This is a genomic window from Spirillospora sp. NPDC047418 (assembly GCF_040643275.1).
GTDB lineage: Bacteria > Actinomycetota > Actinomycetes > Streptosporangiales > Streptosporangiaceae > Spirillospora.
The window spans coordinates 19154-44490 of record NZ_JBEYTW010000015.1; the positions used below are offsets into that span (position 1 = coordinate 19154).

The 25337-nt window shown below is 72.3% G+C and carries 23 protein-coding genes; 11 read left to right on the forward strand and 12 right to left on the reverse strand.

The window, feature by feature from the left end; genetic code table 11:
- Positions 1–20: 20 nt before the first annotated feature.
- The 4 genes from tsaE to ABZ806_RS12220 form a co-directional block, all read right to left on the reverse strand.
- The gene (gene tsaE / locus ABZ806_RS12205; protein ID WP_500217072.1) at positions 21–482 is read right to left on the reverse strand and encodes a tRNA (adenosine(37)-N6)-threonylcarbamoyltransferase complex ATPase subunit type 1 TsaE; all 462 of its coding nucleotides are present in this window, start codon (positions 480–482) and stop codon (positions 21–23) included.
- 5 nt (positions 483–487) lie between these two features.
- Positions 488–1573 (reverse strand): alpha/beta fold hydrolase, encoded by a 1086-nt coding sequence (locus tag ABZ806_RS12210; protein ID WP_500216938.1) that lies wholly within the window; start codon positions 1571–1573, stop codon positions 488–490.
- 11 nt (positions 1574–1584) lie between these two features.
- Positions 1585–2709, reverse strand: coding sequence for an alanine racemase (alr, locus tag ABZ806_RS12215; protein WP_500216939.1), 1125 nt, complete (start codon positions 2707–2709; stop codon positions 1585–1587).
- Positions 2710–2915: 206 nt separating this feature from the next.
- Positions 2916–4391, reverse strand: a complete 1476-nt coding sequence (locus tag ABZ806_RS12220) for an NAD(P)H-hydrate dehydratase (protein WP_500216940.1) — start codon at positions 4389–4391, stop codon at positions 2916–2918.
- A 225-nt stretch (positions 4392–4616) separates the two neighbouring features.
- On the opposite strand from ABZ806_RS12220, the gene ABZ806_RS12225 reads away from it, so the two are divergent.
- The 3 genes from ABZ806_RS12225 to ABZ806_RS12235 all read left to right on the forward strand — a co-directional run bounded on the left by ABZ806_RS12225 (position 4617) and on the right by ABZ806_RS12235 (position 6203).
- Positions 4617–5477, forward strand: coding sequence for a helix-turn-helix domain-containing protein (locus ABZ806_RS12225; protein WP_500216941.1), 861 nt, complete (start codon positions 4617–4619; stop codon positions 5475–5477).
- Entirely contained in the window at positions 5368–5739 is a 372-nt protein-coding gene (locus ABZ806_RS12230; RefSeq protein WP_500216942.1) for a DUF397 domain-containing protein, read from the forward strand. The genes ABZ806_RS12225 and ABZ806_RS12230 overlap by 110 nt, the downstream gene beginning before the upstream one ends.
- 257 nt (positions 5740–5996) lie before the next feature.
- On the forward strand, positions 5997–6203 hold the full coding sequence (locus ABZ806_RS12235) for a DUF397 domain-containing protein (RefSeq protein WP_500216943.1): 207 nt from the start codon (positions 5997–5999) through the stop codon (positions 6201–6203).
- A gap of 141 nt (positions 6204–6344) precedes the next feature.
- Here the strand turns inward: ABZ806_RS12235 and glmS are convergent, their stop codons facing one another.
- Entirely contained in the window at positions 6345–8189 is a 1845-nt protein-coding gene (gene glmS / locus ABZ806_RS12240; protein ID WP_500216944.1) for a glutamine--fructose-6-phosphate transaminase (isomerizing), read from the reverse strand.
- A 121-nt stretch (positions 8190–8310) separates the two neighbouring features.
- Between glmS and coaA the strand changes: the two genes are divergently transcribed.
- The gene (gene coaA, locus ABZ806_RS12245) at positions 8311–9252 is read left to right on the forward strand and encodes a type I pantothenate kinase (protein ID WP_500216945.1); all 942 of its coding nucleotides are present in this window, start codon (positions 8311–8313) and stop codon (positions 9250–9252) included.
- A gap of 77 nt (positions 9253–9329) precedes the next feature.
- Here the strand turns inward: coaA and ABZ806_RS12250 are convergent, their stop codons facing one another.
- Together ABZ806_RS12250 and ABZ806_RS12255 are read right to left on the reverse strand one after the other, a co-directional pair.
- Entirely contained in the window at positions 9330–10709 is a 1380-nt protein-coding gene (locus ABZ806_RS12250; protein WP_500216946.1) for an alkaline phosphatase PhoX, read from the reverse strand.
- A gap of 103 nt (positions 10710–10812) precedes the next feature.
- A complete protein-coding gene (locus tag ABZ806_RS12255; protein WP_500216947.1) occupies positions 10813–11778 on the reverse strand; it encodes a tyrosine-type recombinase/integrase in 966 nt (321 codons plus the stop codon).
- A 480-nt stretch (positions 11779–12258) separates the two neighbouring features.
- On the opposite strand from ABZ806_RS12255, the gene ABZ806_RS12260 reads away from it, so the two are divergent.
- From ABZ806_RS12260 to ABZ806_RS12270, 3 genes are all read left to right on the forward strand, one after another.
- A complete protein-coding gene (locus ABZ806_RS12260; RefSeq protein ID WP_500216948.1) occupies positions 12259–12948 on the forward strand; it encodes a RhiA family protein in 690 nt (229 codons plus the stop codon).
- A gap of 183 nt (positions 12949–13131) precedes the next feature.
- The gene (locus tag ABZ806_RS12265; protein WP_500216949.1) at positions 13132–13524 is read left to right on the forward strand and encodes a hypothetical protein; all 393 of its coding nucleotides are present in this window, start codon (positions 13132–13134) and stop codon (positions 13522–13524) included.
- A 57-nt stretch (positions 13525–13581) separates the two neighbouring features.
- Entirely contained in the window at positions 13582–14700 is a 1119-nt protein-coding gene (locus ABZ806_RS12270; protein ID WP_500216950.1) for a hypothetical protein, read from the forward strand.
- 96 nt (positions 14701–14796) lie between these two features.
- On the opposite strand, the gene ABZ806_RS12275 is transcribed toward ABZ806_RS12270, so the two are convergent.
- Positions 14797–15447, reverse strand: a complete 651-nt coding sequence (locus ABZ806_RS12275) for a DUF4328 domain-containing protein (protein WP_500216951.1) — start codon at positions 15445–15447, stop codon at positions 14797–14799.
- A gap of 108 nt (positions 15448–15555) precedes the next feature.
- Between ABZ806_RS12275 and ABZ806_RS12280 the strand changes: the two genes are divergently transcribed.
- The 4 genes from ABZ806_RS12280 (at position 15556) to ABZ806_RS12295 (ending at position 21835) form a co-directional block, all read left to right on the forward strand.
- The gene (locus ABZ806_RS12280; RefSeq protein WP_500216952.1) at positions 15556–17775 is read left to right on the forward strand and encodes a DUF4132 domain-containing protein; all 2220 of its coding nucleotides are present in this window, start codon (positions 15556–15558) and stop codon (positions 17773–17775) included.
- An 88-nt stretch (positions 17776–17863) separates the two neighbouring features.
- Positions 17864–20020, forward strand: a complete 2157-nt coding sequence (locus ABZ806_RS12285) for an MMPL family transporter (protein ID WP_500216953.1) — start codon at positions 17864–17866, stop codon at positions 20018–20020.
- Between the two features lie 5 nt (positions 20021–20025).
- Positions 20026–21201: a sensor histidine kinase gene (locus tag ABZ806_RS12290; RefSeq protein ID WP_500216954.1), complete on the forward strand. Its 1176-nt coding sequence runs from the start codon at positions 20026–20028 to the stop codon at positions 21199–21201.
- Position 21202: 1 nt separating this feature from the next.
- Positions 21203–21835, forward strand: a complete 633-nt coding sequence (locus tag ABZ806_RS12295; RefSeq protein WP_500216955.1) for a response regulator — start codon at positions 21203–21205, stop codon at positions 21833–21835.
- On the opposite strand, the gene ABZ806_RS12300 is transcribed toward ABZ806_RS12295, so the two are convergent.
- The 4 genes from ABZ806_RS12300 to ABZ806_RS12315 form a co-directional block, all read right to left on the reverse strand.
- A complete protein-coding gene (locus ABZ806_RS12300; RefSeq protein WP_500216956.1) occupies positions 21832–22548 on the reverse strand; it encodes an ABC transporter permease in 717 nt (238 codons plus the stop codon). The genes ABZ806_RS12295 and ABZ806_RS12300 overlap by 4 nt on opposite strands.
- Entirely contained in the window at positions 22545–23387 is an 843-nt protein-coding gene (locus tag ABZ806_RS12305) for an ABC transporter ATP-binding protein (protein WP_500216957.1), read from the reverse strand. The genes ABZ806_RS12300 and ABZ806_RS12305 overlap by 4 nt, the downstream gene beginning before the upstream one ends.
- Positions 23388–23506: 119 nt before the next feature.
- The gene (locus tag ABZ806_RS12310; protein ID WP_500216958.1) at positions 23507–24385 is read right to left on the reverse strand and encodes an ABC transporter permease; all 879 of its coding nucleotides are present in this window, start codon (positions 24383–24385) and stop codon (positions 23507–23509) included.
- Positions 24382–25329 (reverse strand): ABC transporter ATP-binding protein, encoded by a 948-nt coding sequence (locus ABZ806_RS12315; RefSeq protein ID WP_500216959.1) that lies wholly within the window; start codon positions 25327–25329, stop codon positions 24382–24384. The genes ABZ806_RS12310 and ABZ806_RS12315 overlap by 4 nt, the downstream gene beginning before the upstream one ends.
- Between the last annotated feature and the right edge of the window lie 8 nt (positions 25330–25337).

The window sequence follows — 25337 nt, forward strand, 5'->3', positions numbered from 1 at the left end:
GCGAAGTTGCCCGCGGGCCCTCAGCGGGCGCGGAGTTCCAGGTCGGACCAGCGATGACCGACCCCGACGATCCTTACTTCACGATCTTCACCGGGCCCGTCCCCGCGCGAAATGATCACTTCCAGGCGGTCGTCCGCGAGGCCCTCCGCGAGCCCTTCTCCCCATTCCACGATCGTCACCGATTCGTCCACGGACGCGTCGAGATCGAGATCGTCCAGTTCCGCGAAACCGCCCAGCCGGTAGGCGTCCACGTGCACCAGCGGCGGGCCGCCCGCGAGCGAGGGATGCACCCGCGCGATAACGAACGTCGGCGAGGTGATCGGCCCCCGCACCTTCAGGCCCTCGCCGATCCCCTGGGTCAGGGTCGTCTTGCCCGCGCCGAGATGCCCGGTCATCACGAGCAGGTCGCCCGCCCCGAGCACGGCGGCGAGCCGCAGCCCCAACTCGTGCATGTCCGCCGCGGTCGGGACGTTGACGGTGATCGCGTTCACGCGGTGCGCTCCTCCTCCTGCTCGTGGTTGCGCCGGACCCGGGCGATCAGCCGCCGCAGGCCGCCGGTCACCACCCCCGGATACTCCAGCGGCAGCACGTGCCCGGCCACCTCCACCTCTACCAGTTCCGCCTCCGGCAGCGCCGCCGCGATGCGCCGGCCGTGCTCGGGCGGGGTCAGCCGGTCCCGCCCGCCGACCAGCACCACCGCGGGCACCTTGCCGAGGACGCCCAGGCAGCCGGCCTTGTCGTGGCCCAGCAGCGCCGGATAGAACTCCGCGATCACGTCGATCGGCGTCGCTCTGATCATCTGCTCCAGGAAGTCGACGACGGACGGGCTGACGTACTTGTCGGCGAACGCCATCTTGCGGGTGACGACGAACGCGAGGTCGGCGCCGAGCCCGCGGGCCCGCTCCACGAGGTCGGCGCGGCGGCCGAGGCCGCGCAGCGTCCCGGGCGCCAGCGGCCGGACGACCTTGGCCAGCACCAGCGGCAGCCCCAGCGTCATCTCCGCCAGATCGCCGCAGGACGTGTTGACCAGCGCGACGCCCACGACCTGCCGGTCGAACAGCTCCGGATGCCGGTCGGCCAGCGCCATGATCGACATCCCGCCCATGGAATGCCCGACGAGCACCACGGGGTCGTCCGGGCCGACCGTCGCCGCCAGCACCGCGACCAGGTCGTCGCCGGTCTGCTCGATCGTCGCGTGCTCCAGGTCCCCGCGCCCGGACCGGCCGTGGCTGCGCTGGTCCCAGAACACCATCCGCAGCGCGCCCTGCAGATCGCGGCGCTGGTAGTGCCACGAGTCCTGGTTGAGGGTGTAGCCGTGGCAGAAGACGAGGGTGAGGGGGGCGTCGTCGGGGCCGTCGACCTCCACGTGCAGCGGGACACCGTCATCGGCCAGGACGGTCAGCTCCCGGCCGCGCAGCCCGCCGAACGGCTCGCCCGCGTCCGGATCGGGCCGCAGCCGCACCCGGCCGACGGCGAAGTGCCTCAGCCCGACGGCCGCGCCCACCCCCGCCGCGCCCGCACCGGCCACGACGCCGGCGACGCCGAGCCGGCGCCGCCTGCTGCTGCTCTCCATGCACGTGCCCCCTACAAGGCCCGTCCCGGATACGCCCTCGGCACCCGGGACCCGATGCGGGTGACGATCTCATAGGAGATCGTGCCCAGGGCGTCCGCCCATTCCTGCGCGGTCGGCTCGCCCCGGTCGCCCGGCCCGAACAGGATGATCTCGTCACCCGCCGACAACCGGTCGTCGCCGAGGTCGATGACGAACTGGTCCATGCAGACCCGTCCGGCGATCGTCCTGCGGCGCCCACCCGCGAGGACCTCCAGGAGGTTGGACCCGTGCCTGGGGATCCCGTCGCCGTACCCCACGGGCACCACGGCCAGGTTGGTGGCCTCTCGCGTGGTGTACGTGTGACCGTATGACACTCCGCGACCTGCCGGGACCCGCTTGACCAGCGCCGCGTCCGCCACGAGCGTCATCGCGGGCCGCAGCCCGAACGTGCCGAGCCGCGGCACCGGCGTCAGCCCGTACGTCGCGATCCCGGGCCGGACGAGGTCGAACCGCGCCTCCGGAAGCGTCAGCGTCGCCGCCGAGTTCGCCAGGTGCCGGACCTCGAACCGCGCCCCCGCCTTCTCCGCGTAGGCGACCATCTCGGTGAACGCGCCGAGCTGCGCCGCGATCGACGGGTGGCCCGGCTCGTCCGCGCAGGCGAAGTGCGACATGACCCCGGCCACCCGCACCGGCCCGGCGGCCTCCGCCTTCAGCGCCGCGTCGACCAGCGCCTCCCACTCGGCGCCGCTCACGCCGCCCCGCGACATGCCCGTGTCGGCCTTGAGGTGCACCCGGGCCTGCCGCCCGGTCCGCTCCGCCGCCCGGACGATCTCGTCCAGCAGCCAGACCGCGCCCACGGTCAGGTCGACGTCCCGCGCGACGGCCACGTCGTACGGCTCGCCCGGCACGCCGAGCGTCACCAGCGTCCGGACGGTGAGCCCGGCGTCCCGCAGCCGCAGCGCCTCGGCCAGTTTCGCGACCCCGAGCCAGGACGCCCCGCCGGCGAGCGCGGCCCGCGCCGCCTCCACCAGCCCGTGCCCGTACGCCTCGGCCTTCACCATGGCCATGACCTCGGCGCCCCCGGCCCGCTCGCGCAGCACCCCGATGTTGTCGCCGATGGCGCCCAGGTCTACGCGCGCCTCCGCAGGAACCTTCATGACACCAAGTGTGCCGCTCCGATCCCCATGTCCGCGCGTTATCGCCAGGTCATGGGCGGGACGCCCCCGTCCGCCGAGCCCTCCACGCCCGATAAGACGCGAATGCCCGGCCCTGGTCTCCATCGCATCGCCCTCGGCGGTCAGGCGCTCACGCCCCCTTCCCCCATCGGGCGAATGCGGTGGCCGAGGTCCGCGCGCCCGTTCCCTCAGTGGGCGAGGGCGCGGAAGGCGGCCGGGAGGGCCTCTACGACGTCGTAGGCGCTGATGGGCGCCTCCGCGCCGGGTGCCGGGGCGGAGGCCAGGCGGGCGGCCAGGCCGTGGATGTAGGCGCCTGCCGTGGCCGCGTCCAAGGCGGGGAGGCCGCCGGCCAGGAGGGCGCCGATCAGGCCCGACAGGACGTCCCCCGTGCCGGCGGTCGCCAGGCGGGGGGTGCCGGTCGGGTTGACGCGGACGGGGCGGTCCGCCTCCGCCACCAGGGTCGTCGACCCCTTGAGGAGGACGGTCGCCCCGAGTTCGGCGGCGGCGCGGCGGGCGTGGTCCAGGCGGGCCGCCTCGATGTCGGCGCGGTCGGTCGGGATCAGCCGGGAGAGTTCGCCCGCGTGCGGGGTGAGGACGGTCGGGGCGGCGCGGTTCAGCAGGTCGCGGCGGCGGGACAGGACGGTGAGCCCGTCGGCGTCCACCAGCGCGGGCAGGTCGGTGGTCAGGACGGCTTCGAGCAGGGACTCGGCGGCGTCGCCGGTGCCGAGGCCGGGGCCGACGACCCACGCCTGGACCTGCCCGATGCGTTCCAGGACCCCGGCGCCCTGCGGGCCGGGCTCGATGACCGTGGTGACGGCCTCCGGCCAGCGGTGCCGGACGAGTTCCACCGGGTGCGCGACGGAGGCGAAGCGGACCATGCCCGCGCCGCCGTGGACCGCGCCCCCGGTGCACAGGATGGCCGCGCCCGTGAACGCGTCCCCGCCCGCGAGGATGCCGACGACGCCGCGCCGGTACTTGTCGGATTCGGAACCCGGCTCGGGCGGCCGGACGTCCGCGGGGCGGGGCGCGACGACGTCCGGGTCGGGCAGGTCGGGGCCGAGGCCGATGTCGACCAGTTCGACCACTCCGCAGTAGGACGCGCCGGGGTCGATGAGAAGGCCCGGCTTGTGCGTCCCGAACGTGACGGTGACGTCGGCGTGGACGGCGGCGCCCTCGACGCGTCCGGTGCTCGCGTCCACGCCGCTCGGCACGTCGCAGGCGACGACGAGGGCGGCGGACGCGGAGGCGAGCGCGGCGTAGCGGGCGTGCGGTTCGCGGAGCCCGCCGGTGCCGCCGATGCCGGTGAGGCCGTCGATGACCAGGTCGGCGCCGGCGATGGCGGCCTCCTCGCCGTCCGGCAGGAGGCGCCCTCCGGCGGCACGCAGGGCGGCCAGGCCGCCTTCGTGGATCGTGGAGCCGGCCTGGACGGCGTGCACGCGGGCGCCGCGCCGGGCGAGCCGGGCCCCGGCGTAGAGGGCGTCGCCGCCGTTGTCGCCGCCGCCGGCGAGCAGGACGACCCGCGATCCGTAGACCGCGGGCAGGAGCCGGGCGCAGACGGAGGCGAGGCCGGCGGCGGCGCGCTGCATGAGCGCGCCCTCCGGGAGCCTGGCCATCAGCGCGCCCTCCGCCGCCCGCACCTTGCCGACCTCGTGCGCGTACCTCATGCCCGGCTCCCCAAGTCGATCACCTGCACAGCGTGCCACGGGAATGCGCCGCACAACCCGCCGCAGATCCGATTTGTACCTTGCACTGCAAGTTTCGGTGTCATGTGCGCAAAAGAATCATCGGCCGTAGAATCTTCCTCATCCGCTCCGATGTATTCGCACTGCGGCACCCCGGTGCGGCAGAATGCGCCCAGATCAGTCCGCCGGGACTGGAGAGGCCCGAGCATGAGCACTTCCCGAGGTCCCTCCGTCCGGCAGCGCCGGCTGGCCGCCGAGCTCCGGAGGCTGCGCGAGCGCAGGGGTCTCACCGGGGACGACGTCGCCGACCGGCTCACCTGGTCCACCGCCAAGGTCAGCCGCATCGAGAACGCGCGGACCGGCGCGAAGATCGACGATGTGCGGCGCCTGCTGGAGCTGTACGAGGTCGACGGCGCCCGGCACGCGGACCTGGTCTCGCTGGCCCATGACGCGGCACAGCGAGGCTGGTGGGAGGAGTACCGCGACCTGCCGAGCCCGCTCGCGGATTTCATCGCCCTGGAGTCCGAGGCGACGGCCGCCAGGGAATGGGGCAGCACCGTCCTTCCCGGGCTGCTGCAGACGGAGAACTACGCGCGGCACGTGATCGGGGGCTGGAGCGACCTCGCCACGCTGCCGCCGCAGGAACTGGAACGCCGGCTGGACGTGCGAATGCGGCGGCGCGGGCTGCTGGACGGCCCGCGCCCGCTGGAACTGTCGGCGGTGCTCGACGAGGCGGTTCTGCAGCGCCTGATCGGCGACCAGAAGGTCATGCGCGAGCAGCTCGAACATCTGTACCGGATGACCGAGCTGCCGAACGTGAGCGTGCAGATCCTGCCCTTGGGGATCGCACACTCGGTGTTGGCCGAATCGTTTATCCTTCTGGAATTCTCACCTGTGCACGACATCCTTTTCCCTGATATCGTGCACGTGGAATCCCTGACAATCAGCCACTTTGCGGATGAGGCTGTTACCTATATGTACAGGCTCGCCTATTCAAGCCTGGCGGGCCAGGCGCTGGACGCCGACGAATCGCGGCGCCGCATCGCCGCGGCCAAAGACGCCTGGTGACGGGTCCGCGGAGGGGCTCAATCCTTGTGAAAGGCACCGAGTGTCCCCTTTCGCCACTACTGCTCCGCAATGGAGGAGAAGCGCCCACTGCGGGGCGAGTAACACGTGCGTCGAAATCGCCGCACTGTTCGGTTCGTCCCATTCCATCGGCGCGCGCGACGCCAAGCACGGCGCGCACAGCCCGGTCCTGTCGTTCTCGCACGGAGCGTGGCAGGACTTCCTCGCACGAGCCAAGAAGGGCGAATTCGACCTGCGCCGATGAGGCGGCGCTGACGCGCCGCTGAGCCCCTTCGCCGCCTCACGAGGGCGGGGCGGGGCCACGCCGAACGAGCCGGGTCTCCACGACCGACCCGGCTCTTCGCCGCCCCACCGGAAACTCTGCGCCTTCCTCGCCGCGCCTGTCACACGGGTACCGCGCCACCCGTTCGTGATCAGGCGTTTTTTGCGATCTTGTTACCGTGTGCTTGACGCACCGGCAGCGCGGCCGAGTTCAAGGCAACTTTCATGCAGGGAGCCGGAATGAGTTTCCACGCGACACCGCCCGGACAGTGGAGAAGGAGCACCCGATGCGGCGCCAGCAACGGCTGTGTCGAGGTCGCCCGACTGGACGGCGGCACCGTATCCGTACGCGACACCGAGGACGTCTCCGCACGTCTCGCCTTCGGCCCGGCCGAATGGCGCGCGTTCACCCGGGCGGCCAAGGCCGGCCGTTTCGACCGGCGCTGAGGCGGCCGCGGCGGCATTGGCGAAAGCGGCGCTGAAAGCAGCACCGAGACTGGCACTGCAAATTACACCGGACTGAGATTCTCACAACGGCGCGAGAATTGCTCAATCTCGTGGGAGCCGCTCCTCGCCGGAAGACCTCGCTTACTCGACGGTGACGGATTTGGCGAGGTTTCGGGGCTGGTCGACGTCGTGGCCCTTCGCGGTGGCCAGTTCGCACGCGAACACCTGCAGCGGAACGGTCGTCACCAGCGGTTGCAGCAGCGTCGGAACGGCCGGCACGCGGATCAGCGTGTCCGCGTACGGCTCGACCGACTCGTCGCCCTCCTCGGCGATGACGATCGTCCGGGCGCCGCGGGCCCTGATCTCCTGGATGTTCGACACGATCTTGTCGTGCAGGACGTCCCGCGCGCGCGGCGGCACCACGACGACGACCGGCAGGTTCTCCTCGATGAGCGCGATCGGGCCGTGCTTCAGCTCGCCGGCGGCGAAGCCCTCGGCGTGCATGTAGGCGAGCTCCTTGAGCTTCAGCGCGCCCTCCAGGGCGACCGGGAAGCCCACGTGGCGGCCGAGGAACAGCACGCAGTGCTCGCCCGCCAGCGACCGGGCCAGCTCGCGGACCGGCTCCATCGTCTCCAGGACCTTGTCGACCTTCTCCGGCATCCGCTCCAGGAGCTGCACCATGGCGAACACCTCGTCCCCCCACTTGGTGCCGCGCACCTGCGCCAGGTACAGCGCGATGAGGTAGACGGCGACGAGCTGCGTGAGGAACGCCTTGGTGGACGCGACCGCGATCTCCGGCCCGGCGTGCGTGTAGAGGACGCCGTCGCACTCGCGCGGCAGCGTGGAGCCGTTGACGTTGCAGATGCCGAGCAGCTTGGCCTTCTGCTCGCGCGCGTGCCGGACGGCCATCAGCGCGTCCATCGTCTCGCCCGACTGGGAGATCGCGATGACCAGCGTCGACGGCGACAGGATCGGGTCGCGGTAGCGGAACTCGCTCGCCAGCTCCACCTCGCAGGGCAGCCCGGCCCAGTGCTCGATCGCGTACTTGGCGATCAGGCCCGCGTGGTAGGACGTGCCGCACGCCACGATGATGATCTTGTCGACCTCGCGGAGCTCCCGGTCGGAGATGCGCATCTCGTCCAGGTGCAGCCGGCCGTCGGAGCCGATCCGGCCGAGCAGCGTGTCGGCGACCGCGCGCGGCTGCTCGGCGATCTCCTTGAGCATGAAGTAGTCGTAGCCGCCCTTCTCGGCGGCGGACACGTCCCAGTCGACGTGGTAGTGCTTCACCTCGGCGGGGCGTCCCTCGAAGTCGGTGACCGTCACGCCCTCGGCGCGCAGCTCGACGACCTGGTCCTGGCCCAGCTCGATCGCGTCCCGGGTGTGCGCGATGAACGCGGCGACGTCGCTGGCGAGGAAGTTCTCACCGTCCCCGGTGCCGACGACGAGCGGCGAGTTGCGGCGCGCCCCGACGACCAGGTCGGGATTGCCGGTGTGCACCGCGACCAGCGTGAACGCGCCCTCCAGCCGCAGGCAGACGCGGCGCATGGCGTCGGCGAGGCCGCCGCCCGCCTTCAGCTCGTCCTCCAGCAGGTGCGCGACGGCCTCGGTGTCGGTGTCGGACGCGAGGCCGTGCCCGCTCTCCTCCAGCTCGGCGCGCAGCTCGGCGAAGTTCTCGATGATCCCGTTGTGGATCACCGCGACGGAGCCGGTGCAGTCGACGTGCGGGTGCGCGTTCCGGTCGTTCGGCGGGCCGTGCGTCGCCCACCGGGTGTGCCCCATGCCGAGCGTCCCGGCGGGCGGCGGCTCCTCCTCCAGCGCCCCCCGCAGGTTCACGAGCTTGCCCGCGCGCTTCGCCGTCGCCAGCTTCCCGTCGGCCAGCACGGCCACTCCGGCCGAGTCGTAGCCGCGGTACTCCAGCCTCGCCAGCCCCTCGACGACGACGTCGAGCGCCGGCCGGCCGCCTACGTACCCCACGATTCCGCACATGGCGGCAACTCTATTCGGTGTCCCCGCCGGGACCTACCCGCAGGCGGCGCGGCGCGGCCCGCTAGCGTGAACGGCCGGTGAAAACCCGGTGACCCGCGGGCCTGGCCCGTAGTGTTCAGCCATGACGGACGGATGGGACAGCGTGCCGAGCCCCTACGTGGAACTCTCCCGCGACTCCTGGCGCGGCCTGCGGGAGAGCACGCCGCTGCCGCTCACGCCCGGTGAGCTGCAGGCCCTGCGCGGCCTGAAGGACCCGATCGACATCACCGAGGTCGAGGAGGTCTACCTGCCGCTGTCCCGCCTGCTCAACCTGTTCTTCCTCGGGGACGGACGGCTCCGCGACACCGTCAGCGGGTTCCTCGGCGGCGCGGTGGCGCCCACCCCGTTCATCATCGGGGTGGCGGGCAGCGTCGCGGTCGGCAAGTCGACGACGTCGCGGCTGCTGCGCACGCTGCTGGCCCGCTGGCCGGAGCACCCGAGCGTGGAGCTGGTGACGACCGACAGCTTCCTGTACCCGAACGCCGTCCTGTCCGAGCGCGGGCTCATGGACCGCAAGGGGTTCCCCGAGTCCTACGACCGGCGCGCCCTCGTCCGGTTCGTGTCCGAGATCAAGGCGGGCGCGGCGCAGGCGTCGATCCCGGTGTACTCGCACCTGGAGTACGACATCGTGCCGGACGCGGCGCAGACCGTCCGGCGGCCCGACATCCTGATCGTCGAGGGGCTGAACGTGCTGCAGCCGCCGCCCGCCGGCACCCTCGGCGTGTCCGACTTCTTCGACTTCTCCATCTACGTGGACGCGCGGGTCGAGGACATCCGGCAGTGGTACATCGACCGGCTGTTCGCGCTGCGCCGTACCGCGTTCACCGACCCGCGCTCCTACTTCCACAAGTACGCGCACGAGCTGGACGAGGACGAGACCGCCGCGTTCGCGCAGCGCGTGTGGCGGGACGTCAACGAGATCAACCTCGTCTCCAACATCCTGCCGACCCGCGCCCGCGCCACCCTCGTCCTGCACAAGGACCGCGACCACTGCGTCCAGCGCGTCCGCCTCCGCCGCATCTGACGACGGACCGCATCTGACGGCGCACCATGTACGGCGGCGCATCGCCTCTGACGCACACCGCGTCTGACGGGGCGGGGTCAGCGCCAGGGGCCGGTCACCGCGAAGGTCGTGCCGGGCGTGTAGACGTTGACGAACATCGTCCGGGCGTCCGGGGAGAAGGTGACGCCGGCGAACTCGCCCCATTCGGGCTCGTCCTCCGTGCCGATGTTCTGCCTGTTGCGCGCCATCGCGTAGACCTTGCGGCGGCGGGACACGCCGAACACGTGCTGCGCGCCGTTGCCGTCCTCGCAGACCATCAGCCCGCCCTGCGGCGCCAGGCAGATGTTGTCGGGCGACTCGCCGGGCTTGCGGACGTCGGTGCCGGGCCCGAACACGATGACGAGGGTGAGGCGGCGGTGGCGCGGCTCGTACGACCACACCTGCCCGAAGTGGTCGGCGCGCGAGCCGTCCGCCGTCTTGGCGAAGCTCGACACGAAGTAGACGCGGTCGCCGCCCCAGTAGCAGCCCTCCAGCTTCTGCGCGTGCGTGATGCCGCCGGACCCGAAGTCCTGGAACCGGATCGCGGTCCCCTCCGCCAGAGGGTCGGGCACCTCCTTCCACTCGACGCGGTCGAACACGGTGCCGGGCTCTTGAATGACCGACAGGTCGGGGACGTCGGGGACGCGGAGCGCTTCGAGGCGTCCGCCGGCCCGCAGGCTGCCGAACCCGCCGCGCGGCTTCTCCGGCAGGAACCGGTAGAAGAGCCCGAACGGCTTCTCGAACGCGTCCTCGGTCTCGTAGACGGTGCCGTCGCGCGGGTCGACGGCGATCGCCTCGTGCTGGAACCGGCCCATCGCGGTCAGCGGCTCGGGAACGGTCCGGTCCTGCCGGTACGGGTCGACCTCGAAGATGAACCCGTGGTCCTTGGTGTAGTTCCCGGTGCCGGCCCTGTCCTCGGTCTCCTCACAGGTCAGCCACGTGCGCCACGGGGTCGGGCCGCCGGCGCAGTTGACGGCCGTCCCGGCGATGGCGACCCGCTCGGTGCGCACGCGCCCGGCGGGGTCGACCTCCAGCGCGGTGCAGCCGCCGAGACCGCCGGGGTCGTAGGTGACGCCCTCGACCGGCGGCACACGGTGCGCGGCGTCCGGGCGGTTCTCGTGGTTGCGGACGAGCCACGTCCGGCCGCGTCCGGGGAAGGCCGCCATGCCGTCGCAGTGGCTCGGCACGGCGCCCTCCCCCGAGCGCAGCGGCTCGCCCTCCCGGGACAGGACGGTGTACCGGAACCCGCGCGGCAGGTCCAGCAGGCCGTCCGGGTCGGGCACGAGCGGCCCGTACCCGTCGTGGCGGCCGGCGGGCGCGGCGGCGGCGCTCCCGGCGAACAGCTGCTCGACGGCACCGGCGAAGGCGATCCCCGCCCCCGCCGCGCCCGTCCCCGCCAGGAGCCGGCGGCGCGTGACCGACCCTCGCATGACTGACATGGGTGCACACTCCCTGGTCTGGACGATCGACGGCCTTCCAGCCGTTGTAACACGGGTCACAGCGGCGGGGTACGGCACACGTCGACAGACCGCGGATCCGCAATCATCCGAGCGGCCCCGGGTCGTCCACCGTGCCCGGGTCGGTGTAGCCGGGCGGCCGCGGTTCGGTCTCCGCGTCCGGATCGGCGTAGTCGGCGCCCGGGGCGGCGTAGCCGGTCAGGGTCCGGATGCTGTCGTGGCCGGACAGGCTCATGAGCATCGGGGCCGTCCACCCGTCCTCGCCGAGATGGGTCAGCCGGGAGTGGCGCAGCTGGTGCAGGGTGTAGCCGTGCCCGGCCGGGTCGACGTCCCGCGTGGCCCGTTTGAAGAGGTACTGCGCGCGCTCGTAGGAGAGCCGGCCGCGGCCCGTCACCGGGCACAGGTCGGACGCGGCGGGCATCCGCGCCGGGGCCGGCCGCCGGTCGGCGAGGAAGACCGGCCCGCGGCGGCGCCCGCCGACCAGGGTGCCGAGCCGGCGCGTGGTGCCGGCCTGCCAGCGGATCCAGCGGCCTGCGCCGTCCCGGACGAGGCGGCCGCGGTCGTTCGCGAGGTCCAGGTCCTCGACGTCGAGCGACAGCACCCAGTCGGCGCTGGCCGCCGATTCGTACAGCAGCCGCCATAACGTCGCCTCCCGGTGCGGGACGCCGCCGCGCTCCAGCAGGTCCGCGATGGTCGCGCGGTCGAGGACGCGGGTGCGGCCGCGGGGTTCGGGCCGCCGCTCGATGCCGGCGGCCAGGTCGCCGACCGTCCACCCGCGCCGGGCGGCCCATGTCGTGAACGACCGCAGCGTGGCGCGGTGGCGGTTCCAGGTGCGGGCCGCGGATCCGTCCCAGGCCGGGGTGAACGCCGCGGCGACGCGTGCGGAGGTCAGCACGGTGAGCGGCGTGCCGTCCCCGAACTCCCGGCGCAGCCACCGCATCGTCTGCCCGTAGGACCGGACGGTGTCGGCGTCCAGGTCCCGCCGGACGAGAAATGCCCCCGCCGCCCGTCCCAGCGGAACATCGGCCGTCAAGATCATTTCTGTGGTCATGATCATTTCTCCGCCCGGCCGGCCGACAAAGGATTCGGCGGGGTACCGGTCGTCGTGCTGTCCAAGGCGTCCACTTCCTTGTGGTTGCTGATATTAGGTCGCCGCGAGCGACCGCGGTCGCCGGCTCCAAGCCTTCCCCGGAGGCCGAGCATTGGAAACCTCGACAGCCGGAGAATTGTTATCGAGCAGCAAAGGACTAACCGCGCGGATATCCCCTCGCCCCTCATGACAGGGAATGGAATATTCCCTGTCCTACCAGGCCGGCGGCGCACTCGCATGCGAATGCCATGGGCATTGCTTTACCGTCCGCTGGTTCTCATCAATGACATTGCTGCGTAGCGTGAGGACCGGTCGAAGAGCATCGCGAATTCGCTGTTCATTGGAAATAACGACGGCGAGTGAGCGGCAGACCGGGCGCGGCGATTAAACGACAGTGCCATCGGGGCACTCGATCGCCGCCCCTTTCAGAAAGGCGGAGGCATGACCACCTATTCGATGTCGGTCACCAACTACTCGGAACTCGCGCTGGGCAGCCCGACGGTCTCGATCGTGGCGGAGCTGCCCGAGGCGCGCAACGGCGGCGCCCTCAGCACCGCGTGGCTGAGCCAGGTCATCCACCCCAAGAACACCTACACGTTCACCTGGAACATGACGTGGGGGTTCGCGTGGTCGGCGAGCGCCGCGCTGCCGAACTACCAGTGGAGCGCGCACGGTTCCCTCGACGCCGATCCGACCTCGGGGACCCTCTGCGCCGCCGAGTTCGACTACGTGAAGGGGGATTTCCTGCTCCGGCCGGTGGCCCAGGCCCCCGACCCGGCGCACGACAAGCTGTGGATCCGCAACACCGGCGCCGTCCCGCCGCCCAGCGTCCAGCCGAGTTCGCTCGCCATCACGCTCGACGGGGAGCCGGCGTGCGTGATCGAGGCGGGGCCCAACCTCACGGAGCGCGGCACCCTGCACCCTCGGTTCTACATCATCGCCGGGCAGCTGAAGAAGGCCCAGATGCTGGACATGGCGCAGTACACCAACGCCCAGCTCATCTCCTACGACAACGGGGTCCAGGCGAAGACCGTGGTCCTGGACGACAGGAACAACTGGCACGTCGCCAACGGCGAGTCGGTCGACCCCATGGCGGTGCTGAACACCCCGCCGATGCCGGTCGGCGGCTGACCGGCGCGACCGGCTGACGGCGCGACCGGCGCGAGCCGGCTGATCTCTGTACGTGCCCGGTGCCCCTCGGACGGCCTGCCCGGCCCGTCCGCACACCGTTCCTTCACACCGGGGCACCGGGCACCTCCACCGGGCACGACACGGCATTAACGGGACCGAAGAGCACGGAAGAGGAGAAAGTAAATGGTGCAATTGCTGCAAGGCAGGCCGCGCACGCTCGACCAGACCAATCGAACCGTCCGCAGGCAGATCGGCGACCAGGCCGACGGCATCGGTTTCGCGGACCTGTGGTGCGCGGGACGCACCATCATTTCCTCCACCGGGCGCAATCCCGTCCGCATTGACAACCAGGGCCTCGGGTTCGATGTCATCGACAACACCGGCCATTCCTACGGGCGAGGCCAGGAGATCAGCGCGAAGGGAGGGAACGCGACATACGCGGTGATCTGCCTGGCGGACAGCCTGCAGATTCCGCGGGACCCGCATCACGCCGACACGGTGACGGCGGCGGTGCAGAACGCATTGAAGCTCAGCGCGGGCAGTGATCCCGGCTGCGTCTACGTGGTCGTCCCCTGACCCCGCGCCGGGGTCGCGCGCCTTGACGCGCGCTGCTATCGAATTGAGGTATTGATCATGAGCACGAATAATCCGAACGAGAACTCTTCCATCCCTTCCGGCGACGCACTGGCCGGCGCGGGACCGGCGCGCGGCTTCACGGCACCGGCCGCGCCGGCGACCGGGCCGGTCGACGTTCCGCACCGGGTGCTGGCCGCGCGGGACGAGATCGCCGCGGCCGTCCAGCGGAGCGTCACCGAGCAGGCGGCGTCCGGGGCCGAACCCGGCGTCGAGGGGCCGGACAATGTGCAGGGCGTGGCCATCGGGCTGAGCGGCGACGGGATCAGGAGCGGGCGCGGCGAGCAGGTCCTCACCGTCTACATCGCCGAACCGGCGACCCATGACGACGTGCGGGCCGCGATCGTGGACGGCATGGCGGCCCGCTCGGCGGCGGACGTGCCCATCCGGGTCGTGACGACCGGGGTCTTCAAGCCACTGGCGAACACCTCGCGCGTCCGGCCGGCGCCGGGCGGTTTCTCCGCGAGCCATTTCCAGGTGGGTTCGGGGACGCTCGGCTGCCTGGCGAAGGGCCGGAGCGGGGAGCGCCGGAACAGGACGCTCGGGGTGAGCTGCGCCCATGTCTTCGCCAATCCGAACACCACCGGGGTCGGGGGCTGCGTCGTCCAGCCCGGGACGACCGACGGCGGGACCTGCCAGAACGACGAGATCGCGCTCCTGGAGTACTACGTCCCGCTCGACTTCACCGGCGCCGCCAACGCCGTCGACTGCGCCACCGCGTGGTGCTGGCCCGACCGGGTGAGGCCCGAGATCGGCTTCGAGACCGACGAGGGCGTCAGGCTGTTCAACATCAGCGACCAGATCGTCGCGGCCACGCCCGGGATGCCGGTGCGGAAGTCCGGCCGGACCACCGGGCTGACGCAGGGAGTCGTCACGGGGACGCGCTTCTCGCACCGGTTCCAGTACCCGAACGGAGTCGCGTACTTCGCCGACCAGATCGCCATCGAGAACCCGGGCGGGCCGCCGTTCGCCGATCGCGGGGACTCCGGCTCCTGCATCTACACCTGGGACACCATGAATCCCACGGGCCTGCTCTTCGGCGGCGCGGGCGGAGTCGTCGCGGCCAACCCGATGGCATGGGTCGTCGCCGCCCTCGACATCGACCTGTACACCCACTGACGCGGCCGGGAGGCGGGCCGAGAGGAACGCTCTGAAACCTGCGGCGCCGGGCGATGCCCGGCGCCGCTTCCGCGCGTCGGGCGGGCAGGTCGTCGGTCAGGCGAGCTGGGGGCCGGGCGGGGGTGCGGCGATCGCCTCGCGGATCCGGACGGCCTGCGCCTGCTGGAAGTCGGTGATCCGCCAGATGACCAGCATCGCGAGCAGCGCCGCGACGGCCCCGGTCTCGGCGATGACCGGGAACAGGACGCTGCCGTCGCCGCCGCCGTCCCGCAGGCCCAGGACCCGCGACCCGATCAGGTACACGAGCCAGGTCGCCCACCACGCGTTCACCGGCCAGGCCGAGCGGCCGGACGGCGCGCTCGCGTACCAGACGCCGCCAACGATGTTGCGCGGCACCCAGAAGCTGATGATCGGCACGATCCAGCCGAGGATGATCCAGGGCCGTCCCCACGTGTCGGGCAGTTCGTTGATGGCGTCGGCGTTCGTGCGGGCCTGCCACAGCCACACGATCACGGCGACGGCGGCCGTCAGGAGCGGCAGCAGCTGCAGGAGGCCCACGGCCGCGAAGGCGTCCTCCGACAGCCCCCCGTCGTCGCGGATCAGGCCGGCCGCCACCACCACAGCGACGACGTTGAGCACCAGCGCGTTGGCGCCGAGCGCGGTGAGCGCGACGATCGCCGCGACGCGCGGCGGCCGGACGACGTCGGGCGCTAACGGCGCGTAGGGCTGGTAGGGAGGGTTGGCCATGTCTGCTCCAGTACGGCTCCGGGGGTGCGCCCGAATCCTGACGCCCCGGACCGTCTCCGGGAAAGGGCATCATGATCACAACATCGTGACGACCCCCGGACGGGAGCCATGACCGACGCCCCCCGCATCGAGGACGCCGCCGAGAGCGACCTCCCCCGCCTGCTCGTCGAACCGCCGTGGACCCGCCGGACGCCCCGGAGCACGGAACCGGTCGTCGTCAAAGGGCTGAAGCGCCCCAAGACCCCGGCCGCCGAGTCGTGGCCGCCCGGGGTCCGCGAGGAGTGGCTGAAGGCGGCGGACGGCTTCCAGAAGGCGTACGAGCCGCTCCCCGGCGACACCGACTGGGCGGCGGTCGCCGAGCACTACCGCAGCGGCGCCGCGCTGGAGGACCCGCGCGGCGGGACCCGGGGCCGCAGGTACTACCGGCTGGTCATGGACGGCCCCGCCGACCTGGCGGACGAGCTCCTCGCCGACGAGCGCTACCACGACGACTGGGCCGGGTGGGCGTACCGGGTCCCGCTGCGGCACTTCGCCGCCCGGCGCGGGCTCGCCGCCCACCGGCTGATCCTGCACGCCGCCAGGAAGCACGGTTCCTGCGCGGACGCCCTCGTCCCGTTCGTGGACGACGCCACCGCGCAGCTGATGATCAACGAGCTCGGCCGGAGCGACGAGTCCGCGCGGCTCTGGTTCTCCTGGCACGGCCCGGCCGCGGCCCCGTTCGTCGTCCCGGAGGCGCTGCGCAAGCCCGGCCCCAAGCGCACGAAGGCCGAGCAGGGTCTCGCGCTGATCGCCCGCGAGCACGGCGCCGGCCGCCTGATGGAGGCGGCGCGGCAGTACGGCGAGGAGGCCGCCGCGGCGATCGCGGCACTCGGCGTGGACCCGCTCGACCAGTACCCCGGCGAGCTGCCGGAATGGGACGAGGAGCAGGTCCGCGAGCAGCTTCCCCGGCTGCTGCTGCGCGGCCGGGAGCGGGCCCTGCCGGTCTCGGCCGCCCGGCATTTCGTGACAATGCTGCTGATCTCCACGCCCAAGGACCCGTACCCGGGCTGCGAGCAGGTCATCGAGATCTGCGACCCCGCCTCCCTCGCCGAGTTCGCGTGGGCGCTCTACGCGGCCGACCGCGGCGGCGGGCTGTGGGCCGCGCCCGGCGTCCAGTACGCGCTGCGGCGGCTCGGCGACGCCGGGACGGCCGCGCGGCTGGCCGCCCGGATGGCCCGCTGGGACAACTACTACACCTGGACGTTCAAGGGCCTCTCGGCACTCGACGTGCTCATGGACATCGACGCGCCCGCCGACGACGGGCTCCGCCACCTGGACCGCATCGCCCGCCGCGGTGCCGACGCCAAGCATCTGCGGCCGCGGGCGCAGGCCCGGCTGAACGCCGCCGCCCGCGAGCGCGGGCTCGCCCCCGAGCAGCTCGCGGACCGGCTCGTCCCCGACCTCGGCCTCGACGCGGACGGCTCGCTGCTCCTGGACTACGGCCGGCGCCGGTTCCGCGTCGGGTTCGACGAGCAGCTCAAGCCCTTCGTGACCGACGAGGACGGCAAGCCGCGCAAGACGCTGCCGAAGCCGGGCGCCAAGGACGACGCAACGCTCGCACCGGCCGCCCACGCGCGGTTCGCCGGACTGAAGAAGGAGGCCCGCGCGACCGCCGCCGACCAGATCAGGCGGCTGGAGGCGGCGATGGTGGCCGGACGCTCCTGGTCGTCCGAGGAGTTCGGCCCGCTCCTCGCCGGGCACCCGCTGATGCGGCACATCGTCCGGCGGCTGGTGTGGTCGGCGGGCGAGACGGCGTTCCGGGTCGCGGAGGACGGCACGCTCGCCGACGTCCACGACGACGCGTACGACCTGCCGCCGGACGCCCGCGTGACGCTCCCGCACCCCGTCCTCCTCGGGGAGAAGTCCGTCGCGGCATGGGCGGAGGTCGTCGCCGACTACGAGATCCTGCAGCCGTTCCCGCAGCTCGGCCGCCCCGTCCACACCCTTGTGGACGACGAGCGCATCGCGAGCCGCCTCACCCGCTTCGAGGGCGGCACCGCCCATTTCGGCAGGTTCCTCGACATGACGTCCCGCGGCTGGAAACTGGGCGAGAAGGAGACCGGCGGGTTCCGCCGCCAGGTGAACCTCATGACGCCGGAAGGACCCCACGTCATGGTCGCGTTCGAGCCGGGCATCCGTGTCATCGCGCCCGAGGAGTTCGCCGAGCAGACGATCGAGCGGGTCATGCTCATGACGGGCCCCTACTCCGGGAAGCGGCTCCCGTTCGGCGAGCTCGCCCCGGTCATCGCGTCGGAGACGCTCGCCGAACTGACCCGCCTCACCGCCTGACCGGCCCCGCCGTCCACCGACCGGTGGACGGAAGGTTCAACCGGTCGAGCCTCATGCGGCCAGGGGACCGGCGGCCAGGGTTTTTCGCATGACGAACCTCCTGGTACGCATGGCCCGGTGGAGCGCCGGGCATCCCCGGCGCGGCATCGCCGCCTGGTTCCTGTTCGTGGCGCTGTGCCTCGGCGTCGGGGCCTCGGTCGGCGGGCACGCCGCGACGACCGAGGACTTCTGGATCGGCGAGGCCGGGCGCGCGGAGGCCATGGCCACCGAGGGCGGGCTCCAGCAGAGGCCCGTCGAGCACGTTCTGATCACCGGACGAGGGGCCGCGGCCGAGGCGGCGGCGCAGGACGCCGCCGCGCGGATGAAGGCCCTCCCGGAGGTCCAGTCGGTGTCCGCGCCGGTGCGTTCGGCCGACGGGACGGCCGTCCGGGTCGACGTGACCTTGAAGGGGCCCGAACTCGAAGGCAAGGACCACGTCGACCCGCTGCTCGCGCAGACGGCGGCGGTGCGGGCGGCCCATCCGGACGTGCGGGTGGAGGAGACCGGCGGCCCGTCCATCGGCAAGGGCACCGGCGAGCTGCGCGGCGACGACCTCGCCCGCACCGAGGTGATCGCGATACCGATCACGCTGGTCACGCTGCTGGCGGTGTTCGGTTCCTTCGCGGTCGCCGTGGTTCCGGTGGTGCTCGCGCTCTCCTCGATCGCGGCGGCGATCGGCCTGTCGATGCTCGCCTCGCACGTGTTCCCGGACGCCGGGATCGGCGCCAGCATCATCCTGCTGATCGGCATGGCCGTCGGCGTCGACTACACGCTGTTCTACCTGAAGCGGGAGCGGGAGGAGCGGGCGCGCTCCGGCGGCCGGGTCGGCGCGCGGGCGGCGGTGGAGATCGCCGCGGCGACGTCCGGGCGGGCCGTGGTGGTGTCCGGCCTGGCGGTCGCCGTGTCCAGCGCGACGCTGTACCTGGCGGACGACGTCATCTTCTCCTCCATCGCGACCGCCGCGATCGTCGTCACGCTGGTCGCCGTGGTCAGCTCGCTGACCGTCCTGCCCGCAGTGCTGGCGCAGCTCGGCGGCTGGGCGGAGCGGCGGGCGGTCCGGCGCGGCCGGACGCCGAAGGCGCCGCGGACCGGCACCGGCCGGATCACGCGGGCGATGCTGCGCCCCACGGGCCGGCACCCGGCCGCGACGCTGGCCGTGTCGGTGCTGGCCATGCTCGCGCTGACCACCCCGCTGCTGACCCTCAACCTGACGGACATGGGCCGCGATAGCCATCCCCGCGAGATCCCCGCCATGCGCGTGTACGACCGGCTGAACGCGGCGTTCCCCGAGCTGAAGGCCACCCATCAGATCGTCGTGAAGGCGGGCGCGGCGGACGCGGACGAGGTGCGCGCCGCCCTGACCGGCCTGGCGCGGCGGGCCGAGCGCGACCCGCTGCTCGCCGGGACGTCCGAGCTGCGCACCTCGCCGGACGGCCGGATCAGCGTGCTCGAACTCGCGGTGCCGCACTACCCGAGCACCGGCGAGGCGAAGCGGTCCCTGGACCGGGTCCGGGACGAGTACGTGCCGGCGGCGGTCGGGCACGTGGACGCCGAGACCGCCGTGACCGGTGACGTGGCCCGCTACGCCGACTACCCCGAGCACCAGAAGCGGAAGCTGCCGATCATCATCGGGGCCCTCCTGCTGGTCACGTTCGCGATGACGGTATGGGCGTTCCGCTCGGTGGTCCTCGGCCTGGTCGGGGTGCTGCTGAACCTGCTGTCGGCGGGGGCGGCACTCGGCCTGCTGACCGCGGTGTTCCAGGGGACGTGGGCGGAGGGCCTGCTCGGCTTCACCTCCACCGGCTCGATCGGCTCCCGCGTGCCGCTGCTGCTGCTGGTGATCCTGTTCGGCCTGTCGATGGACTACCAGGTGTTCGTGATCAGCCGGATCCGGGAGGCGGTACTGCGCGGCGTCCCGACCCGGCAGGCCGTCCTGGACGGGGTCGGCGGCTCGGCGAGCGTGGTGACCAGCGCCGCGTTCGTGATGGTGACGGTGTTCGCCAGCTTCATCGCGCTGCACATCATGGAGATGAAGCAGATGGGCTTCGCACTGGCGGTGGCCGTGCTGCTGGACGCCGCCGTCATCCGCATCATGGTGCTGCCCGCGCTGATGCTGCTGCTCGGCGACCGCTGCTGGTGGCCGGCGCGCGGCACACGGCCGGCGCGGGACGGCGGCGCCGGGCGGATTCGGCAGGTCGTAGGCTGATCGCCATGCCGATGCCGAGCCCCGGTGAGCGTCCCCAGGTGCGGGCACTCCGCCGCTGGTACGTCGCCGCCTGGGTGCTCCTCGGGCTGGTCCCCTCCGGCATCGCCGTGTGGGACCAGGCCGAGGGGACGCGGTCCACGACGCTGGCGCTGCTGTCGGTGCTCGCCCTCTGCTACCCCCTCACCGGGAACGTTCCCGGCGACCCCGTGGTCCGCCGGACCGCGTTCCTGGGCGTGCTCGCCGCCGGGATCGGCGCCGTCTCCTACGCGATGGACGGCGCCGCGTCCCTGCTCATCGTGTCGCTCCCGCACTTCTGGATCTTCGCGGGGAGCCCGCGGCGCGCGGTCGTCCTCAGCGGCGCCGCCGCCGCGGCGACGGTGGCGGGCGACGCCGCCCGGTCGGCCCCGGACGGGCCGCCGCTGTCCGGCAACTCGGTCGCCGCGCTCATCGGGTACGCGGCCGGGGTGCTGTTCGGGCTGTGGATGCACCGGGTCGTCGGGCGGCACGACGAACGCGCCCGCCTCCTCGCCGCCGACCTGGCCGACGCCGAGCGGCGGCTCGCCGAGGCGCAGCGCCGGCAGGGGGCCGCCGACGAGCGCGAACGCCTCGCCCGGGAGATCCATGACACCCTCGCGCAGGGGCTGGCGTCCATCGTCGTCCTCGCGGAGGCGGCGCGCAACGGCCTGCGCACCGACCCGGACCGGAGCGCGCAGCAGCTCACCTCCATCGAGCGGACCGCGCGGGAGAACCTCACCGAGGCGCGCGTCCTCGTCGGGTCGGCGTCGCAGGGCAGCGTGGCACCCGCGTCCATCGCCCGGACGCTGCGCCGCATCCTCGACCGGTTCGCCGAGGACACCGGGCTCACCGTCAGCGCCGAACTCCCGGACGTCGAATGCGACCAGACGACCCGGATCGCGCTGCTGCGCTGCACCCAGGAGTCGCTCGCGAACGTCCGCAAGCACGCCGCCGCGTCCACGGTCGGCATCGTCCTCGAACGGCATCCGCACGGCGTGGAACTGGAGATCACCGACGACGGTCGCGGCTTCACCGCCGGCGCGGCCCGGGGCTTCGGCCTGGCCGGCATGCGCGGGCGGCTCGCCGAACTCGGCGGCGAGCTGACCGTCACCAGCTCACCCGGCGACGGCACCCGCGTCTTCGCCATGATCCCCCTGAAGGCATGACATGAGCGGCAACCTGCGCATCATCCTGGTGGACGACCACACGGTCATGCGCGCGGGGGTCGCCGCGCTGCTGGCCGCCGAGCCCGGCATCGAGATCGTCGGCGAGGCGGGCGACGGCCGCGAGGCGATCGCGCTCGCCGAGCGGCTCCGGCCCGACGTCGCGCTCCTCGACCTGCGGATGCCCGTGCTGGACGGCACCGCCGCCACCGCCGAGATCGTCGCCGGCCCGTCCGGGACCCGCGTCCTCGTCCTCACCACCTACGACACCGACAGCGAGATCGAGCGGGCGATCGAGGCCGGCGCCGTCGGCTACCTGCTGAAGGACACCACCCGCGACCAGCTCGTCCACGCCCTGCACGCCGCCGCGCGGGGCGAGACGGTGCTCGCCCCGCGCGTCGCGGAGAAGCTCGTCGCCCGGATGCGCCGGCCCGAACCGGCCGCGCTGACCGCCCGGGAGATCGACGTGCTCCGGGCGGTCGCCGACGGCCTGTCCAACGCCGAGATCGGCAAGCGCCTCGTCATCGCGGAGGCGACGGTCAAGACCCACCTCCTGCGCATCTTCGCGAAACTGGACGTCAGCGACCGCACCCACGCCGTCGTCGTCGCCATGGACCGCGGCCTCCTCGCGCGCTAGTCGGCGCTGGCGACGGGGAGGGAGCGGAGGCGGAAGGTCGCCAGCAGCGTTCCCGCGGCGGTGACCAGGACGAGCAGCGTGATCGCCAGCGGCAGGTCGACCGTCGAGGTGACCGGCGAGGCGTCCGTCAGCGCGTCCGTGACGGACAGGCACCACTGCTGGATGGACGCCGACTTGGCGCCCGGCGCGAAGCTGCCGAGCAGCGACTCCCAGACCAGCGCGTACAGCAGGCCGATCGTGACCGCGTTGCGGCTCGCGACGGCGAGCGCGACGAACACCGCGCTGTAGGCGACGCCGCCGACCAGGACGCCGACCGTGAACGCGGGCGTCAACTGCGCCGTCGTCCCGGTGAGGATGAGGCCGGCGAACAGCGTCGGGACGGTCGCGAACGCCGTCGTCAGGACGATCGCCACGACGAGCTTCGTCAGCACGATCACCTCACGCGGGATCGGCTTCGTCAGCACGTACATGATCTGGCCGTCGTCGATCTCCGGCCCGATCACCCCGGTGCCCGCGATCAGCGCGAGCAGCGGCAGCAGCGTCGCGAGCCCGAACTGCTGGATGACGTCGGCGGAGACGTCCAGGTCGTTCTGCCCGGCCGCGCGCAGCACGACCGACAGGATCAGCAGGATCAGCGGCAGCCCCAGCAGGAGCAGCGCGCGCTTGCGCCCGAGCATCGCCCGGAACGTGATCATCGCAATCGTCGGGTTCATCGGGCCACCAGGTAGGAGAAGACGCTTTCCAGGGACTCGTCCGCCGGGGAGACCTCCCACAGCCGCACGTCGGCGTCGCGGGCGACCTGCGGCAGCAGCAGCGTAAAGCGCTGGAAGTCGACCGCCTCGATCCGCAGCCCCTTGTCGGTGAGCTGGACGCTGCGGGCCGAGCCGTCCGCGATGATCGAGGCCGCGAGCCGGCGGTCGTCGGACGAGCGGACGAGGAAGATGTGCGGCCGGTCGGTCATCAGCCGGCGGATCTTGCGGAAGTCGCCGGACGCCGCGTGCCGGCCCGCGACGATCACCTCGATATGGCTGGCGAGCCGCTCCACCTCCTCCAGGATGTGCGAGGAGAACAGGATCGTGCGCCCCTCCTCGGCCATCCGGGTGATGAGGTCCATGAGCTGGAGCCGCTGCCGCGGATCCATGCCGTTGAACGGCTCGTCCAGCAGCAGGACGGGCGGGTCGTGCACGAGCGCCGACGCCATCTTGATGCGCTGCTTCATGCCCTTGGAGTAGTTGCCGATCGGGCGCTGCGCGGCGTACTCCATCTCCACGAGGCCGATGGCGCGGCGCGCGGCGGCGGCCGCGTCGGGCAGCTTGTGCAGCTTCGCCATCGCGACGATGAACTGCTCGCCGGTGAGGAAGTCGTACGCCGACTCCCGCTCCGGGACGAGCCCCAGCTTGCGGTAGACGCCCGGGTTCCGCCAGATCGGCTCCCCGTCCAGCGTGACGCTCCCCGACGACGGTGCGAGGAACCCGCCCATCATGTGGATCAGCGTCGACTTGCCCGCGCCGTTCGGGCCGAGGAGCCCGGTCACACCCGGCCCGACCTTCATCGACACGCCATTGACCGCGACAACGTTCCCGTACCACCGGGACACGTTCTCCAGAACCACCTCGGTCCCACGCCCTGTGGGGGGGCGACCCCCCACACCCCCCGTCTCGCTTCGCTCACTCATGAAAGGCCCGCCTTTCGGAAACGGCGGTACAGGACCGCGATCGAGCCGGCGATGATCACGGCGCACACCGCGAGCGCGACGGCGCCGCCGGCGATGCCCGGGGCGATACCGGGCGAGGACGACTGCGCGCCGAGCAGCCGGACCTGGACGATGTCCACCAGGTTGAACGGCGTCCCCAGGCCGATCCAGCCCTGCAGGGTGAAGTTGGTCTGCGCGTCGGCGATGCCCTGCACGGCGCCGACGAACGCGGCGCTGATCATGTAGACGGCGATGACCGCGGCGACGCCGAAGCCGCGGCGCGGCGTGAACGCGGCGACCACCATCCCGATCGCGGCGAGCACCAGCGCGTACAGCACGCAGCCGACGAGGGCGCCGAGGAACTTCAGCAACTGCTCGCCCGAATCGGGCATCTTGGTGATCAGGCCGCCGACGTACAGGACGGTGACGGGCACCGCCATCAGCGCGAACAGCGCGGTCGTCAGCGCGGCGCCCTTCGCCAGGACGAAGTCGAGATGGCCGACCGGGCGGGAGAAGTACAGCGGGATGACGTGGAAGCGCACCTCCCGCGAGGCCAGCACCGGCGCCTGCGTGGCCAGGAAGATCGCCACGATGACCTGCATGATGTTCGCGTAGGAGGAGTAGCGGAACAGCGCGTCCGGCTGCTTGCTGAACGCGAACGCCGCGACCGACCCGGCGGCCGGCAGCAGCATGATCCCCGCCAGCAGGAACGGCATGATCTTGGCCCGCGCGGGGCGTCCGAGCCCGAACGCGGCGCGCAGGTTGTGCACGTACAGCGACCGCAGCACGTACGCGCGGCCGCTGCGGCGCCCGTCGTAGTGGCGGTAGCCGATGTCGTGGATGGTGCTCGTGCTCATCGCGGCGCTCCCTGCTGGACGGTCCCGGCGGGGGCCTGCGGCGCGGGCGGCCCGGTCTGGAAGACCTCCTCGATGTGGTGGCGGCGCTGCTCCATCCGGATGAGCCGCAGCCCGAGGCCCGCGACGCCGTCGCGGACCTGGTCGTAGGTCGTCTCGCCGGCGATGTCGACGATGAGGAACCGGCCCTCGGGGTGGACGGACACGCCCTGGTCGAACAGGTGCCGCCCCAGCGCGTCCCGCCCCTCGTCGACCTCGACGGTCAGCACGCCGCTCGCGGCGGTGTACGCCTCGACGGCCTGGGACCGCAGCAGCTTCCCGCCGTCGATGATGACGACGTGGTCGCAGACCCGCTCCAGCTCGCCGAGCAGGTGGGAGGTGACCAGGACGCTGATCCCGAACTCGGCGCCGATGCGGCGGATCAGGTCGAGCATCTCGTCGCGTCCGGCCGGGTCGAGGCCGTTGGTCGGCTCGTCCAGGAACACGAGCTTCGGGTCGTGGACGAGGGCCTGCGCGAGCTTCACCCGCTGGCGCATCCCGGTCGAGTAGCCGCCGATCGGACGGTAGCGCTCCTCGTACAGGCCGACGTGCCGGAGCGTGTCGGCGGCGCGCTCGCGGGCGGCGGTCGGGGGGAGCCCGCACATGCGGGCCATGTGCACGACGAACTCGGTCGCGGACACGTCCGGCGGCAGGCAGTCGTACTCGGGCATGAATCCGACGCTCTCCCGGATCCGCAGGCCCTCGCGCGCGATGTCGAGCCCCAGCACGGTCGCCGTGCCGGACGTCGGCGGCAGCAGCCCGAGCAGGATCTTGATGAGCGTCGACTTGCCGGCGCCGTTGGCTCCGACCAGCCCGACGACACCCGGTTCGACGGCCACGTTGAGGTCGTCCAAGGCGGTCACCCGGGGGAACCTCATCGTCAGGCCCTGGGTGGCGATTATCGGCATGGTCCGAA